Origin of the sequence: Bdellovibrio bacteriovorus (assembly GCF_001592735.1) — a bacterium.
Classification (GTDB): domain Bacteria; phylum Bdellovibrionota; class Bdellovibrionia; order Bdellovibrionales; family Bdellovibrionaceae; genus Bdellovibrio; species Bdellovibrio bacteriovorus_D.
Genome location: NZ_LUKE01000004.1, coordinates 209,871 through 225,399, shown reverse-complemented (window position 1 = coordinate 225,399; position 15,529 = coordinate 209,871). Strand labels below are relative to the sequence as shown.

14 protein-coding genes and 1 pseudogene are annotated in these 15,529 nt (G+C 46.2%); 5 read left to right on the top strand and 10 right to left on the bottom strand.

Annotated features, from left to right (window positions below):
• Positions 1-528 (bottom strand): annotated as a pseudogene (locus AZI86_RS16100) (hypothetical protein); the annotation flags it as partial.
• Between the two features lie 335 nt (positions 529-863).
• Between AZI86_RS16100 and AZI86_RS16095 the strand changes: the two are divergent.
• Positions 864-2,033, top strand: a complete 1,170-nt coding sequence (locus tag AZI86_RS16095; RefSeq protein WP_061836298.1) for an FAD-dependent oxidoreductase — start codon at positions 864-866, stop codon at positions 2,031-2,033.
• Positions 2,034-2,047: 14 nt separating this feature from the next.
• Here AZI86_RS16095 and AZI86_RS16090 read toward each other — a convergent pair whose 3' ends face one another.
• Positions 2,048-2,677, bottom strand: coding sequence for a hypothetical protein (locus AZI86_RS16090; protein WP_061836297.1), 630 nt, complete (start codon positions 2,675-2,677; stop codon positions 2,048-2,050).
• Between the two features lie 22 nt (positions 2,678-2,699).
• Positions 2,700-3,026, bottom strand: coding sequence for a hypothetical protein (locus AZI86_RS16085; RefSeq protein ID WP_061836296.1), 327 nt, complete (start codon positions 3,024-3,026; stop codon positions 2,700-2,702).
• A gap of 245 nt (positions 3,027-3,271) precedes the next feature.
• Here AZI86_RS16085 and AZI86_RS19400 point away from each other — a divergent pair, with 245 nt between their 5' ends.
• Positions 3,272-3,472: a hypothetical protein gene (locus tag AZI86_RS19400; RefSeq protein WP_061836295.1), complete on the top strand. Its 201-nt coding sequence runs from the start codon at positions 3,272-3,274 to the stop codon at positions 3,470-3,472.
• A 62-nt stretch (positions 3,473-3,534) separates the two neighbouring features.
• Here the strand turns inward: AZI86_RS19400 and AZI86_RS16075 are convergent, their stop codons facing one another.
• Positions 3,535-4,200, bottom strand: a complete 666-nt coding sequence (locus AZI86_RS16075; protein WP_157684733.1) for a hypothetical protein — start codon at positions 4,198-4,200, stop codon at positions 3,535-3,537.
• Between the two features lie 130 nt (positions 4,201-4,330).
• Between AZI86_RS16075 and AZI86_RS16070 the strand changes: the two genes are divergently transcribed.
• The 3 genes from AZI86_RS16070 to AZI86_RS16060 all read left to right on the top strand — a co-directional run bounded on the left by AZI86_RS16070 (position 4,331) and on the right by AZI86_RS16060 (position 7,835).
• Entirely contained in the window at positions 4,331-5,221 is an 891-nt protein-coding gene (locus tag AZI86_RS16070; RefSeq protein ID WP_061836293.1) for a MerR family transcriptional regulator, read from the top strand.
• An 82-nt stretch (positions 5,222-5,303) separates the two neighbouring features.
• Complete coding sequence (locus tag AZI86_RS16065) at positions 5,304-6,431, top strand: carboxylate-amine ligase (RefSeq protein ID WP_061836292.1); 1,128 nt, start codon at positions 5,304-5,306, stop codon at positions 6,429-6,431.
• Between the two features lie 3 nt (positions 6,432-6,434).
• Positions 6,435-7,835, top strand: a complete 1,401-nt coding sequence (locus AZI86_RS16060; RefSeq protein ID WP_061836291.1) for an aldehyde dehydrogenase family protein — start codon at positions 6,435-6,437, stop codon at positions 7,833-7,835.
• Between the two features lie 13 nt (positions 7,836-7,848).
• Here the strand turns inward: AZI86_RS16060 and AZI86_RS16055 are convergent, their stop codons facing one another.
• The 6 genes from AZI86_RS16055 to AZI86_RS16030 form a co-directional block, all read right to left on the bottom strand.
• The gene (locus tag AZI86_RS16055; RefSeq protein WP_061836320.1) at positions 7,849-10,077 is read right to left on the bottom strand and encodes a cation:proton antiporter domain-containing protein; all 2,229 of its coding nucleotides are present in this window, start codon (positions 10,075-10,077) and stop codon (positions 7,849-7,851) included.
• 178 nt (positions 10,078-10,255) lie between these two features.
• Positions 10,256-11,845 (bottom strand): S8 family serine peptidase, encoded by a 1,590-nt coding sequence (locus AZI86_RS16050; RefSeq protein WP_301335751.1) that lies wholly within the window; start codon positions 11,843-11,845, stop codon positions 10,256-10,258.
• A gap of 298 nt (positions 11,846-12,143) precedes the next feature.
• Positions 12,144-14,231 (bottom strand): site-specific recombinase, encoded by a 2,088-nt coding sequence (locus AZI86_RS16045; protein ID WP_061836289.1) that lies wholly within the window; start codon positions 14,229-14,231, stop codon positions 12,144-12,146.
• 72 nt (positions 14,232-14,303) lie between these two features.
• Complete coding sequence (locus tag AZI86_RS16040) at positions 14,304-14,663, bottom strand: KH domain-containing protein (protein ID WP_061836288.1); 360 nt, start codon at positions 14,661-14,663, stop codon at positions 14,304-14,306.
• Positions 14,664-15,002: 339 nt separating this feature from the next.
• Entirely contained in the window at positions 15,003-15,269 is a 267-nt protein-coding gene (locus AZI86_RS16035) for a DUF5985 family protein (protein ID WP_061836287.1), read from the bottom strand.
• A gap of 2 nt (positions 15,270-15,271) precedes the next feature.
• Positions 15,272-15,529, bottom strand: coding sequence for a DUF5985 family protein (locus AZI86_RS16030; protein WP_061836286.1), 258 nt, complete (start codon positions 15,527-15,529; stop codon positions 15,272-15,274).

The following is a 15,529-nucleotide window of genomic DNA, read 5'->3' as shown; positions in this document are numbered from 1 at the left end:
ACCGCCCGCACCGCCCCCGCCGCCACCGGTTTCACCGTCGGTGCTGCCCGTGCCGCCGGCTCCGCCAGCAAATCCAATTCCCACTTTAGCCGTGCCGCCCGCGCCGCCGGCCGTGCCACTCGTAGACAGACCGCCGCCGCCACACACTGACGACGCCAAACAGTTCGCACCATTAAACCACGAGTCTGCGCCCGCATTTTCACTAGAACCACCCGCGCCGATGGAATAACTGGCCGTGGCTCCTAAGGTGACATTCGTCGCTTTAGCGTAACCGCCACCACCACCGCCTCCAGCATCAAGATCACCACCACCGGCGCCGCCGCCGATGCATTCAATTGTATTATTCGAATTATTCCAGTTTGCCGGCACTGTCCACGTACCTGCACCCGTCGTGGTAAAGAAAAGTTCTACAGGGGCCGCAGGTCCATAAGAAGGAAGAGGAAAAAACATAAATGATCCGGGACGTGCCGAAACATTTGAGAATTGAAGTACCATCAACGCGCCCATAACAATTCGAAGTGTTCTCATAATTTAAAGATAAACACGAGCCGAATAAATTGCCACCTCGAACCATCAATCCTACGACTATGGTCATTAAATATTACAGGTTCGCATTGTGACCTTAAAGGTGATGGCACCAGATCAGAATGAAACAAATGAAAAAGTTTGAGCCATTTTTAGACCCACCATTGCGAACACCTTCAAACTGTGCCACCCTAAGAGCGTCGAAAATAGCAGACCGGTTTGGAAGCTCCGGTCAGTTAGTGCCTGCCTGGCAATAACCCCAGTACCAAGATTTTTTTTGAGTACCCACGACGAATCGATCAGCAATCACGCGGATCGTATTTCGTATTGGAGTACACATGAAAACCAATTTACTTAAAAACAAAAAAATCGCGATTGTTGGCGGCGGTATGGCGGGACTAACACTCGCCCGATTGCTACAAATGCAAAATGTCGAGGTGAAGGTTTACGAGAGAGACTTTAACCGCGATGTGCGCGTGCAAGGCTCCACCCTTGATTTGCATGAAGGCACGGGGCTAGAGGCCATGAAACGCGCGGGCCTTTTAGAGGAGTTCTATAAGAACCATCGAGCAGCGGCGAGCGAAATGCTTCTTGTCGATAGAGCTCTCAATATCAAATTCGACGATCATGGGTTTGCAAAATTCACTTCAGAGACACGCCCCGAAATTGACCGCGCTCCTCTTCGGGATATTCTGCTAAACTCCCTTCACCCCCATACTGTGGTTTGGGATAGCCGTTTTTCTTCGATGGAAAAAGAAAACACGGGATGGCGAATCCAATTTAAAAACGGAACCACGGCCTACGCCGATGTGGTGGTCGCCGCTGATGGGGCGAACTCTCAAGTGCGGCCTTATTTAAGTTCGCTTAAGCCCGTTTATTCAGGGGTGACTCTCTTACAAGGCGATATTGATGAAGCGGCGAAAAACACACCCGGCCTTTTCACTTTTGCCAAAGGCGGAAAAGTCATGGCTTTTGATGATGAAAAGATGATTGGATACGGGTCTAAAGGCGACGGCTCTATCATGTTCGTAGCCGCATTTAAATGCTCACAGAGCTGGCTTTCTGAATGCGGAATTGATTTTAAAAATCAAGATCAAGTTTTGAGCTGGTTTAAAAAAGAGTTTTCAACCTGGAGTGAAGGATGGCAGGAGTTCTTTACCGCCCATGGCGTGAGCTTCATTCCGCGCCCGCAATATTATTTTCCACTGGATCAAAAGTGGGAAACGCAAAACAATCTTACCATGATTGGCGATGCCGCTCACCGCATGCCTCCCTTTGCCGGCGAAGGGGCCAACGTCGCCATGCAAGATTCCTTTGAATTGGCGGACGTGCTCACAAATGGAAGGTTTTCAGATATCAAAGCGGCTCTAGCTTATTTTGAACAAGACATGATCACGCGTGGAGCAGATGCCACAAGGATGACCTTAGAGAACACGGAAAAAATGTTCTCTAAGACCTCTTTAGAACAAATGCTTTCATTTTTTAAAAATGTACATGGGGCCAAGTAAAGAGACAAAACAGCCTATTTGCATTCGATCTGGATGTAGGTGCCTTTCAAGTTCGTGCCGTCAGTGAATGTTTGGGATTGATCGTTCTTTAAAACGATTTTAGTTCCTAAAGTGAGGATCATCCCACCCATCTCTGAACTTGCTAGGAACTCTTTAGCGGATTTTGCATCAGCCGCACAGAAAACCATGGATCTTGCCGATTCATCCGTCGGGTTTTTAAAAAGAACTAATGAAGCACTGCCCGCTTTCAGCGTTCGGATCAGCGTATCACCTACCAAGGTGTCTTTACCCGAGGCATCTTCTGTCACCTTTGATTCGGTGGCGGGCTCTGAGGGCTCGTCATTATGTTGTGGCGCGAATTGATTTTGAGTCTGACTTTGAGGCTTTTTATTAAAAGCTGTAAAAGTTTGTCCCGGGCAATGAAGATCAAAATGACTCGCACGCATGCCGATGGCGCAGCCATTATTTAATTCATTGTCTTGCAAGGCTTGGCACATCTCGGCCTTGGAGTTGAACTGATGTTTACCCGTATTGCAGCCGTTATAAGAAAATTCATAGCTCAAACTTTCATTTTTATTTTCGCTATCAGAACTGCAACCCACAAATACGACTGTCAGCAAAGTTAAGATCAGGGCTTTTTTCATAAAACTTCCTTGGGTATATTCCCTACTTGCATTCAATTTGGATAAACTGACCTTTTAAATTGGAACCATCGGTAAAAGACCTGGAGGTGTCGTTTTTAAAAACGACGGTCGAGTTGGGCACCAACATCACCCCACCCCCATTAGAATTACTTAAACTTTCTTTGGCCGCCTGCTCATTGGACAAGCACGCCACCAAGGTGCGACCTGATTCGCCCGTGGGGTTTTTATAAAAAACTAAAGTGGAATAGGAAACACTCAACCTGCGAATCAAAGTGTCGCCTTCAAGGACGTCCTCGGCGTGAGCCGTGCCTGCTAAAAATATCAAAGATGACAGTATAACTTTAAACATATTTGGGTTCCTCTCTGAATACTTTTTAGACATTCAGTTCTTCTTGCGCCCAAAAGCGTCTCCTTCGCGGTCGTCAGCAAAGAATAAGCGGCTTATGGGACTTTCATGAGCATAGGATGCCAAAACCGGGCCGTCAGGATATTGGACAAGTAAGAAGTTTTTATCTGTTTGTTTGTTTGCTCCCCACGACACGACCAAGGTCGTTTATAATGAGCCGTCTGATATTTCTATCAAGGAGACCTTGTATGGCTTTAAAAAAAGCTGCCAAAAAAGCATCTAAAAAAGTAACGGCTAAAAAAGCCGCGGTGAAAAAAGCGACTAAAAAGGTTGTGAAAAAAGCGGCCGCTAAAAAAACCAGCGCAAAAGCCACTTTGAATTCATTAAAAAAGAAAGCTTCCGATTGGTACAGCCAAGCAGGACAAGCTTTAAGCAATTTAGTTAAATAGTTTTTTTAAATTATAATTGCTTCGAAAAAATCCCGCTCTGAAATCAGCGCGGGATCTTTGTTTTAAGACCCTTTTTCCCAGCTCACTTTTTGCGGATGGCGCACATCAAAAACAAAATCTAGGCGCCCACACCCGGAAAGTTCCGCCGTCCCATAGAACTTGCGGCAAGCCTCGGTCAAGCCCAGGTCTTCCATGGTCTTATTCCAGCGTTCTAAATCTTTCGCCGAAAAATGATCGTAATTGCGACGGCCTTGCGCATCGAACATCGCGGCTTCACGCGACATCGTGTCGTGAAGCCACTCGGGACGGATGTAACCGCGCACGATCATTTTTTTTGATTCCGGCGTGATTCGCGTCAAACTTAAAAGCAAGGGCAGCACTTTGGGACCGACCACCGCCCCGGCGTCGATTTCATCAATCTGGCCTTTTTTAATAACATCATAAAGCACGCGATTGACTTCGGAAGAGTGCGCATCTAAAAAAGAAATCTTTAGCACCGTGCGGGCCTTCGCATCCAGGGTCACAAAATGCCCGTACAAACTGAGTTTTTTGTTTAAAGCGATATTTAACGGAACCAAGTTTTTAGAGAACCCGGCCCATACTTTTTGCGCCAGGGACGCCGGGGGCGTGAACAGGTCCTCACATCGTTCTGCCGAAAAGGCCGACGCAGCGACAAAAATCGTTAAAAAGGCGAATATTAGGCGCGCCACGCGCCATTTGAATATCATACCTCCAACTGAAGCAATTGTGGTTCCACCGCCAAAGCCGCAACGTCTCATTTTGATACTTTAGTCCTGGCAAAAAAACTCTTGAGCCTGACATAATGTGAATGTCGATGATGGTGAAAAGGAGTTTGCCATGAACATTCAGACAGTCGAACAAAAAACCGGCCTCACCAAGCGCATGATCCGTCATTACGAGGATCTGGGTTTAATAAATCCCGGACGCTCCGAAAATAACTATCGAGACTATTCTGAAAAAGATGTCGATCAGTTATTCTTTATCAAAGCCATGCGCGACGTAGGGTTTGGATTAGAAGACGTCGCCCAAGTTTTAAAGGAAGGAAAAACGGAGGAGGTTTTACGTCGCCACCTTAACAACTTGTTGCTAAAAAAGCGCGAGCTCTATACCGAACATAAAAACAACTTCCACATCATTCGTCGCATTTTGAAGACCAACACTTTGATTGATGGCCTATTAGATAAAATCGTGTCCGCGCACACTCCTCCCTTAGCCGACGAACAGGTTTCTAGCATCGAGGATTTCTTAAACAAACACCACGTGGTTCACGGACATATCAAACCACTGGCCGAGCTGGCCCCTATCGCGCACTTCGGTTTTGAGGAGGAGTTCAAGATCACCGACACTTTATTTATGACCTACCGAGATGTTTTTGAAGATGTCTCTTTACCTCGAGCCAGCATTGCTGTGTGCAAAGAGCTTTATTCGTATTTTATTTTGTTTTCTGAAATTCATCGCCCCAGCGAATTTCACAAAAAAGTTCTGTCACAATTTTCCCAGCAATTTAAAAAGATTTCTTCTGAACTGAGCACGCAGTTTGAAGCCATGAGTGACGACGTGACCTCACTTGAACGAATCTTTAGCCACTTTGACTTGGCCGTCCTGATTCGAATGGAAAATGACAAAAAAGAAAGCTTTGAACTCGTTCTTCCCGGCCAACCCCTCGTGGTTTATCTCAGCCAAAAAGAAGGCGTCGCCTACAATCAAAACGAATGGCTAGAAAAATAAACTCTGCCAATACTGCCGCAGCGCGACTAACTTTGCAGGATTAAAATTTGCCCGCAGTGCCATTCGTCTTTAAGGTGATTTTATGACTAATACGATCCCTTTTGGAAAGTCCGATTTATTTTCGTTAGGTGTGGAAGTAGAACTGCAAATCATCCACCCTGAGACTCGCAACCTGCATCCTATTTCTCCGGAAATTTTAAATGATTGGACTTTGGATAGTCCGCATCTAAAACCAGAGATCTTTCAGAGCATGTTAGAGATCGACACCCCGATTTGCAAAAATGTGCAAGAAGTCGAGGCCGAACTTTTAGTGACCAGCCGAGAACTGGCACGGATCTGCAAAAAAAATAATGTTCGCCTGGCTTCCAACGGAACTCATCCCTTTGCTCAGTGGCACAACCGCGTTTTCTATCCGTCAGACCGTTATGAGTATTTAGTCCATCGCAACCAGCATATCGCGCGTCGACTGATGATCTATGGCCTGCATGTTCATATCGGCATGATGAGTGCCAATCACTGCATCACGATGATGAATGAGTTTTTATATTACCTTCCCCATATGTTGGCGCTTTCAGCGAGTTCTCCTTTTTGGACGGGATATAATACGGGTCTTGCTTCCTCACGCATCACCGTTTTTGAGGCCCATCCCGCTGGCGGTACACCCTGCACCCTTTCTAATTGGGCAGATTTTGAAGACATCGTGGGCAAACTGATAAAAAGTCATTCGATTGAAAGCTTTAAAGACATTTGGTGGGACATTCGACCCAGTCCTAATTACGGCACCATGGAAATCCGCATTTGCGATGGCGTGCCGGGCATTCGTCGCACCGCTCGTTTGGTGGCTTTCATTCATCTTTTGGCTCGATATATCCAAAAGCGTTTGGAAAACGGACAGCCACGTCCTGTGCCTGCGGACTGGATGGTGCGTGAAAACAAATGGCGCGCCGGCCGTCATGGACTTGATGGCGAGATCCTGATCGATAACGAAGGAAATACCAAATCCCTTCGTCAAGATATTTGGGATTTGATGGACGCGATGAGCGAAGACAGCAAACAGATGGGCTATGAGGCCTATATTGAAGGGCTTAAAAAGGACATGGAAAACCCCAGTTACAAAGCTCAGCTGGCTATTTACGAAAAAACACAGAGTTTGGAAAAAGTCGTAGACTCTTTATGTGAGACCTTCGAACATGATCTAGAGGTGACCTGACTCATGCTAGAACAAGTTTTTCTTCATCAAAAAAAATACAGCCTGCAACTTCGTAAAGAATCTTTAAAGGTCCGGCTGTCTTTTTTAGACGACTTAGAAAGACTGATTACCGAGCATCAAGGTGACATCGTTAAAGCCTTGCATGCCGATTTTGCTAAACCTGAAGCAGAAACCCTGCTGACGGAAGTCTATCCGCTGATCAAAGAAATTCAGCACACCAAAAAAAATCTTAAAATCTGGGCGCGCCCCACTCCGGTGGAATCAGGCACGGCCCTTTGGGGAACGAAAAGTGTTATCAAGCGTGAACCGCGTGGCGTGTGCTTGATTATCTCGCCCTGGAATTACCCCTTAAACCTGGCCTTATCCCCGCTCATTGGGGCGCTGGCCGCGGGAAACTGCGCGATCATTAAGCCTTCCGAAGTCAGTCGCCACACCAGTGCGTTTTTAAAAAAATATCTTCCCCAATATTTCCGTGCCGAACACGTGACGGTCATCGAAGGTGGTAAAGAAACCACCGAAGAATTGATGAAGTTTCCTTTTGACCATGTTTTTTTCACCGGCAGCACGCGTGTGGGAAAAATCATCATGGAGCAAGCCAGCCGACACTTAAGCACGGTGACCTTAGAGCTTGGCGGGAAATCCCCGGTTCTGGTTGATGAATCCGCAAACCTAAAACACACGGCTGAAAAAGTTGTCTGGGGTAAATTCTTAAACGGCGGCCAAACTTGCGTGGCGCCGGATTACCTTTTGGTCCAACAAAATCAGTGGCCGCATTTAAAGCCATTGATCATCGAAACGATCGAAAAGTTTTATGGTAAAACAGACGAACAAGTCCAATCCCCCAGCTTGGCGCGCATGATTTCTAAAAATCACGCGCAGCGAATGAAGACCTTGCTTGAAGATGCGGTGAAAACTGGCGCGGAACTCGTTTATGGTGGCAACATCGACATCGAAAAAAGCTTTATCAGCCCCACCCTTTTAGAAAAGCCTGATTTGCAGTCTGATATCATGCAAGAGGAAATCTTTGGGCCGTTACTACCCGTGATCACCTATAATACTTTACCTGAAGCCATTGATTTTATTAATCAGCGAGAAAAGCCGTTGGCTTTATATATTTTTTCTAACAGTCGCCATAACATTCGTGAGATTTTAGAAGAAACCTCTTCTGGCGGCGTTTCGATCAACGACACCGTCATTCACGTCGGAAACCATCATCTGCCATTTGGTGGCGTGGGTGCAAGTGGCCTTGGCAACTATCACGGATATTTTGGTTTTCGAGCATTTTCGCATGAACGCGCGGTTTTAAAAAGATCTTGGGGGCATTCTTTAGCAAGTCGCCTTTACCCGCCCTACACGGCATCTAAAGTCGACATGCTAAAAACTCTTTTAAAGTGGAAGCTTTAATTCTTTTAAGCCCTTACGTCTGATTGAGGATTTTATCCCGATCACCCACAATCCAAAGCACATCGCCTAAAACCAAAACTTCCGAGGAATCGGGATTTAAAATACGTCGGCCATCACGTTCAATCCCCACAACCAGGCCTTGCGTGCTTTCACGCAAACCACAATCCCGAATGCTGCAGTTAATATAGGGCGAATTTTCCGAAAGGCGATAACTCTCTAAGGTGTATTGACCGTCGTCTTGCACCGAAACCACGCGCTGCAAGTCTTCATGTTCAGATTGAATAAAGTCCTTAAACCGTACCAACTGAGCATCCGTACCAATCACGTGGATATGATCATGTGGCATCAGACATTCATTGCGCCCCGGTGCCGTGATACGACGACGTCCACGTTCAATAAGCGCAATGGTCACACCATAAACTTCCCGAATAGAAAGCTGAGACAATGGCACGCCCACGTAAGGGGCCTCTGGGGGAATTTGGAATTCTGTCATATGCGCGTCCCACGGGGCCAGACTTTGCACGGCTTTACGCGCGTGATTTTTTTGAACTTCATCATTTAAGTTTGATAAAAAACGATGTTCAAACCAGTGATAAATATCATTTAATTTTTGCGATAAAATATAACCAACAACTATCACCATCCACAGCGTGATGGCCAAAGCCCAGAAAATCGGCACAAACTGCGCCACCATCGCGCCCAATAAGCCCACGGCCAGCATGATGCGTGAAACTAAAAAGACATAGTTATTAGTTCCTTTGTTCTGATCAAAAACCAAAACGTCAAAATCCTTCGTACGCCCAAACGCCAACGCCCATAAAAACGGTGCACTGGCAATGAGGGTGGCACTTAAAGATAAAAACTTCGCCGGCCCTTCGGCCATTTGTCTTTCCAAAAGAAATGGTAAAAACACGCGAGATGTCAGCAAGAAGATGGCGACAACCACAACCGCATTCAGAATAATTTTGATAATATAAGCCCGAACCTGATCCCGCCACACGCGATTGCCTTGCATTGAAAAAGACAAAACACTGTAACTATCTAAAGAGGCCACTACTTTAGGTGGCAATATCCGTTCTAAAAATGCATAAAATTTCGTTGAAGAGCGCATCATGTAAGGAGTGGTAAAAGCCGTCACCACCGAAACGGCCACCGCCAGGGGATACATGTTTTCATTAATGACCTTTAAGCTTAGACCCAAGGTCGCGATAATAAATGAAAACTCCCCGATTTGTGAAAGACTCATCCCCGATTGCAGCGAAGACTTTAAACTTTGTCCTGAAAGTACGGAACCTAACGTGACGCTGATAGTTTTTCCGACGATCACAATGGATGAAAGTAAAAGAACCTCTTTCCAATAAGTCATGATAACTTGAGGATCAATCATCATCCCGACGGAGATAAAAAACACCGCCGAAAAAAGATTCTTAATGGGTTTTACCAAGTGATGAATGCGCTCACCTTCAATGGTTTCGGCTAAAATCGAACCCATAATAAAAGCCCCCAAGGCCGATGAAAACCCCACATTGCTAGCAAACACCACCATTAAAAGACACAAACCTACCGCCACCACTAAGACGGTTTCTTCCGTTAAAAGTTTTTGAGCGCGCTTTAAAAAAGAAGGTAATAAGAAAATACCGGCCACAAACCAGATCGAAAGAAAAAACGACAGCTTCACGATCGCGCCCAACATCTCGGCACCCGCAAAATCCCGAGTCAAAGCGACCGTCGTTAGTAAGACCATCAATAACACCGCGACCAGATCTTCGATCACTAAGATCCCAAAAACCATCCCCACGAATTTAAAATTTTTAAATCCCAGTTCTTCAATGGTGCGGATGATGATAGAGGTCGATGAAATCGCCAAGATCCCGCCTAAGAACATGCTGTCCATGCTGGTCCATCCCAGAAGCCTTCCCGTGACATAACCGGCCGTCACCATAAAGCTGATTTCAAATAAAGCGGTAAAACCCGCAGAGCCTCCCACGCGGAAAAGCTTTTTAAAACTGAACTCCAGCCCCAACGCGAACAAAAGAAAAATCACCCCGATTTCAGCCCATAACGAAATACTTTCTTGCCCGACGATGGTGGGAAAGATGGAAGTCTTTGGCCCCACCAAAAATCCCGCAACAAGGTATCCAAGAACAATGGGCTGATTTAATTTTTTAAAAAGAAGAGTCACAATCCCTGCGGTTCCAAGAATCAAGGCAAGGTCAGTGATCATACTGGGTAAGTGCTGCATGCTAAAATTATCGCAAGCCCAAGGACGTTGAGCAAGAAGGCCGCAGAACACAAGTTGACACTATGCAGAACCGCATCGGTGGTCAGCGGGAGAGGTGTCTCCAAAAACGGGAGCCTAAAAAACAAAAACCCACGCTTTTCGGCGTGGGTTTTAAGTTTTTAACTAAAGTTCTTTAGAACTAGTTACCTAGAGCTGCGTTGACCGCGGCTTCAGCATTGACTAGACCAGCACCGTATTCGTTTGCAGTGTTTGGTCCCAGTGGAGTTGCGGTGCGTTTCAAGATTTCTTTTACTTGAGCACCAGTCAAAGATTTGTTCGCAGCTTTCATAAGAGCTGCCACACCTGCTACGTGCGGAGTCGCCATTGAAGTCCCATCAAAAGAGGCGTAGTCAGTCGCGATCGTTTGCAAAGTCGCGCTAACAACTTCACCTTTACCAAGAGCGGCTACGATTTCGTTACCCACAGTTTGTTCAACCATGAATACCGGAACTGAAAGAGTGGAACCATCGCTCGTCAAAGAACCTTGGATCAAGCCTGGAGCGTTGTTGTAGATAACCACACCTACGGCACCCGCTGCGATCGCGTTTTTAACTTTATCACCGAATGCGATTTCACCACGAGAGATCAAAGCGTATTTACCTTGAACCGCTGTTGTGAAGTCTTCTGGTTTACCAAGACCCGCAGCCACTAGTTCGTTAGTTTCTGGAGTTAAAACTTCTTTGGCACCTTGGAAAGTCGAGTTCAAAACTTTAACTTTTTTGCCGTTAGCACCAATTTCAACAGAACCTTCGCGGCCCGTTCCAGTTGGTACTGAAGAAACAACGGCCGCACCTGGAGCAACAACGGCTAATTCAGGACCCCATTGAGAGAAGTCTGTTTTCTTAAGTGTGTTGTCGATAGCACCGACGGCGATAACAGTTGGAAGAGCCGCTGGGTAAGAAACACGTGGTGTTCCAGAGTTACCAGAAGCAGCAACAACAGTGATACCTGCTTGATCGGCTTTTTGAACCGCATCACGTTCAGCAGGAGTCGACCATGCACCACCCAAAGACATAGAAATAACGTCTACCTTTTGAGCAATACCCCAAGAGATACCTTGAGCAATGGCGATATTAGAGCAACCGTTTTCAGAGCAAACACGGCCCGCCAAGATTTTAGCTTTTGGAGCGACACCGGTGAAACCAGAGCGTGATTTAACACCCGCGATAGTTCCTGCACAGTGTGTCCCGTGACCCACGTGATCTGTGTAATCAGAACCGTTAGAGTCGCCTGTGAAGTCCATACCTTGTTCAAAGTTTTTAGCGATAGAAACGTGAGCGGCATCGATACCAGTATCAAGTACTAGAACGCGAGCGCCTTCACCTTGCTTAGAAGCGGCCCAAGCTTGAGGAGCTTTAACAGCGTCAATACCCCAAGGTTGTTTCTGAGTAACAGCCTTGCTCTTAGCCATTGGAGTGGCGATGAAACCTTTTACTGGACGAGGTCCTTCGTGGAAGATTTCTTTTTCAACATAAGCAACCAGAGGGTTGGCTTGAAGTTGAGCGATCCCCGCGTCGTCCTTCACATCCACGATCAACGTATTCAAGTTAGATAAAGCAGTTTCTACTTCACCTACTGAATTCAATGCATTCCAAGTCCCCTTCACTTTGAATGATTGATGAACGCTAGAGAAAGATTGTTGATCTTTCATGATTACGATCACGCGCTCTGCTTGAGCTGCTGTCGCGAACAATACTGTCAGGATGAGTGCAAATACATTGCGTTTCATGGTTTCCCCTCCATGGATTTCACTATTGAAATCCGTCGTTGGGAGGCACTTCATTTCAGGTTGAAAGATTTATCAAGTACTCTTTTGGAACCACCTGAAGTTTTTTTTTGACCGCAAAAAATGAAATTCCCTGACATGGGACCGGGGGTTCCAAAGTGGAACCTCATCTGCAATTTACCGCGCAAACGCGCCTAACTATTAATGATGCTTATTGAAGCTATTATTAGAAGTGTATGGATATGCCTAAAATTACATCACTGAAAACAACGCATCGCACAACGTTTTGTGGCCAAAAAACCTAGTGAGACGCCTCGTTTTTCGCTTTTGCTATGGTCGCTCCAACGGGCAAGAAGAAGCTCAAAGGGCTCGAGAAAAATCTCTTCATCACAGCCTTGCGAATCGCACGACGTTGCGGAGGATTGATGCCGCGAGCTTTGATCGCGACCATCAAAGCCAAACCGAAACTCACACCCACATTCAAGGCTCCGATGAAACCTATACCTATCACTGCGCGAATAAATTCCCAGCTCTTTAAAAAATCAATTCCCAATACAGGCAACGCCGCCGCCAAAGTTCCCGATGATAAGGTGACGTGACGAACATCTAACGGGATGCTCATAAATTTAAAAATCTCAGGCACCATGCCCAGCAGGATTCCTAAAGAAATACTTCCGATCAAACCTGACGTGTTTCTTTCTAAAAAAGTAGCGACTTGGCGCGCGCCTCGTTTACCCAGGACGGCTCGTAATGCCGGGCTGTAAGACAGTGTTTTTCGCATCGAGTGTAAAGCAAACCAGTTATCTCCCCAGCCCGCCACAATACTTGATAGCCACAATAAAATTCCCGTGAAGCCCGCATACAAAATAGCCGGCCCTAAAATATCCACCGACGTGTGCGCCGCCATCGCCTTTTTTTCCGACATCAGGTGCCCACCAAAAACCATAAAGGCCAAAGTATCGATTAACAAAACAACCGGAACAACGAAAAGAACGTTTCCTAAAATCGCCGCCACCTGGGAACGAATTAAATGCGCTACTTCACTGACCAGCGCTTCCATCCCTTCCGCGGTATCGACGTTTTGCATTTTCTCCGCCAATGCCGGAGCCGTCATCGCCGGCTGCTTGGTTCCCAAAGTGAAACCTGCTAAGTGAATGGCGCAAAAACTTAACGCATAATTCAGAGACGCCAAGAACCCTTCGACAAAACCCGCCGCCCCTAAAGAAAGAATCGCGATTTTCAAATACACCGTGACCGCCGTCATCGCGCCCCCACCACCGGCGGCTTGCAACATCTGGCGGTACTCGCGACGCGTGCGCGTGATATAGTGTTCGCCCGTTTCGGCCGCCCGCTCGACCACTTTGCGCGCAAATAACGAAATGTTCTGTGAAAGTAACGATGTGGTGCTGCGCAGATCTTGGTTTTCAGCGACGAGACGTGAAAGAAAGCTTGTGACTTTCTTACTGTCGACTTTTTCGTTTAACAAAATTTCCAAAAGACTGTCGATGCGATGCAGGTAACTTTTTAAGCGCATCATTTGAAAAACCAAGTTGATGCTCACCCCATATTCATCCAAATGCTTATGCACTTGAACTAACTCTCGCTGACATTCCCAGATGATCATGCGAAAGCGCGAAGCCTTTTCAAAAGTCAGAGCTTTGTCTTGAGCATGATAAGCATTTAAAAACTCCTCCAGCCCCCGCACCAAAGCAAAAAAAGCCGAATCTCGAAATGTTTGCTTATCTGTACGGCGACGCACGCTAGGCGAAAGACCAATGGCGCGCACTTGAATTACCAGGTAAGTCAGAGCGTCTTCAAGATCGGGTTTAAGACGGTTCCAATCCCTTTCATCTTCACCCACTTCATAAGAAAACAATTCGCAGATTCTATCAAACGTAGAGATATCAATGGAGGCCAACCACATCGGGTCATCTTTGTCCGGGAACAAAGCCCAAAACAAATGTCCTAGCTCATGGTCAAGAGGGGGCGTTGGCAAGATCTTCATCACCAAGCGATCGACCATCTCACTCCATAAGCCCAATTCACGCGGTAAGCCGGTTTCGGTGTAAAGTTCTAACCCACTGACTTCATGAACAACCGTTCTTAAAACCTTGGCCACGTCTTTTTTCCAATGGGGATGACGATCCAGAACCATCAAAAGAAAACGTAAGCGCGCCACGGGCAAACGACCGGTTTCCTTTTCCAAGTGTGAATCTACATCACCCTCATATCGAACCCATTGCAATAGCTTCACCAGCCATTGCAGTTTGTCTTCAAGACTTTTTTGGTCCTTGACGGTAGATAAAAGAATGTCCAAATCGCTGTGGACTTTTGAGCGGGATTTATACTGGATGATGCGTCGACGAAGTTCGCGTAAATTCTTGAACATCCAGCCATTGTAGCTAAAGAGACTCTAATTGTGCAGACACTTCCCGCAAGATGCGGGATGCGTTAATGGAAATTAGGTTTCAATGCAGTAATATGGGATTTCAACAATGGCTCGGATGCCCTTGCGAGCCATCGTTGCCGCGATCACTGCGCGAACACCGGAAATGTTTTTCCCTTTCGCACCAATGATCTGTCCCAAGCAACGCCTGTCACATTCCACTTTAAAAACCGTGGTGCGCTCCCCGACAGAATAAGCCACCGAAATGGTCTCCGGATAGTCGACCAAGCCTTGGATCATTGTATTTAGTAACAATCGACACTGCTCTCGCTCTGCGCACACCGGTGTTGTTAAAGCCGTTGCGGTCGCCGTTTCAGTGGCACGAGTTTCTGCAGATCTTCTTCTTATAACTTTGATTTCCATTACGCCAGACATGTCACACCCTTCGGTTTTATTATGATGTGCCTGTAGCGCAATTCAATAAGAAAATGTTTTGTCGGATAATCTTGACGACTGAGGTCCTTAGAAAGCCTTCGTAAAATTGTGAGTTTTTATTTGCACGAGCCAGAATGGGACCCACTTTTCTTGTTGAATCCCTGATTTTACCAGAAAGAGATGTTTTTATTTTTTGATCTTTGCTTTCCGCTCCCGGAAAAACTCGAGAGACTTATCACATAAGCTTCTATATCAGATCTAAAGCTGTTAAAACTCAACCCCCCGTTGGGATCTCAATTTTTTTAAAGATCCCTCCACGACGTCCAGCTCCCCAGCTTTTTATTTCTTATTTTTATCAATAACGGCCCCAATAATAAGGGCGAAGGCCACAAGTCTAACCATAAACACCCATGTGTTGGTTTCGTTAGCCGTCTTAATAAATAGCAAAAGCCATCGCTCTACCGACAACAAGATAAATGCCGCGGCAAACATCGAGAAAAATCGATCCCCGGTTTTGCGCCAGAATTTAAGAAAGAATAATCCGTTACACAGTGAAGCCATCATAACGGCGCCATAAATAAATTGATTAAAAAGAGTTTTATCCATGATTAGACCGTGTCCCAAATAAGGCCGTACATCATCACCCCCATACCTAATAACGCCGCCACCGCACGAATGCTTGAGAGGTCATAATTAGGTCCTAAAGAGAAATCAATCGACAGCAGGATGTTATTGAGGGCGATGCCGATAAAACAAAAACTGCTCCAAAAAAGCAATCGCGTACGACTGGAAAAATAAGCGCGCATGAGCATCACGGCGCACCCCAGACTTGTGACTGAACATAGAAGATATACGTAAAACGCCAT

Excerpts from the sequence above, each read along its gene's own strand:
- AZI86_RS16060 (WP_061836291.1), top strand. The coding sequence starts at position 6,435 with ATGCTAGAACAAGTTTTTCTTCATCAAAAAAAATACAGCCTGCAACTT.
- AZI86_RS16040 (WP_061836288.1), bottom strand. The coding sequence starts at position 14,663 with ATGTCTGGCGTAATGGAAATCAAAGTTATAAGAAGAAGATCTGCAGAA.
- AZI86_RS16090 (WP_061836297.1), bottom strand. The coding sequence starts at position 2,677 with ATGAAAAAAGCCCTGATCTTAACTTTGCTGACAGTCGTATTTGTGGGT.
- AZI86_RS16065 (WP_061836292.1), top strand. The coding sequence starts at position 5,304 with ATGACTAATACGATCCCTTTTGGAAAGTCCGATTTATTTTCGTTAGGT.
- AZI86_RS16030 (WP_061836286.1), bottom strand. The coding sequence starts at position 15,529 with ATGGCGTTTTACGTATATCTTCTATGTTCAGTCACAAGTCTGGGGTGC.
- AZI86_RS16035 (WP_061836287.1), bottom strand. The coding sequence starts at position 15,269 with ATGGATAAAACTCTTTTTAATCAATTTATTTATGGCGCCGTTATGATG.
- AZI86_RS16075 (WP_157684733.1), bottom strand. The coding sequence starts at position 4,200 with ATGATATTCAAATGGCGCGTGGCGCGCCTAATATTCGCCTTTTTAACG.
- AZI86_RS16085 (WP_061836296.1), bottom strand. The coding sequence starts at position 3,026 with ATGTTTAAAGTTATACTGTCATCTTTGATATTTTTAGCAGGCACGGCT.
- AZI86_RS19400 (WP_061836295.1), top strand. The coding sequence starts at position 3,272 with ATGGCTTTAAAAAAAGCTGCCAAAAAAGCATCTAAAAAAGTAACGGCT.
- AZI86_RS16070 (WP_061836293.1), top strand. The coding sequence starts at position 4,331 with ATGAACATTCAGACAGTCGAACAAAAAACCGGCCTCACCAAGCGCATG.
- AZI86_RS16045 (WP_061836289.1), bottom strand. The coding sequence starts at position 14,231 with ATGTTCAAGAATTTACGCGAACTTCGTCGACGCATCATCCAGTATAAA.
- AZI86_RS16050 (WP_301335751.1), bottom strand. The coding sequence starts at position 11,845 with ATGAAACGCAATGTATTTGCACTCATCCTGACAGTATTGTTCGCGACA.
- AZI86_RS16095 (WP_061836298.1), top strand. The coding sequence starts at position 864 with ATGAAAACCAATTTACTTAAAAACAAAAAAATCGCGATTGTTGGCGGC.
- AZI86_RS16055 (WP_061836320.1), bottom strand. The coding sequence starts at position 10,077 with ATGCAGCACTTACCCAGTATGATCACTGACCTTGCCTTGATTCTTGGA.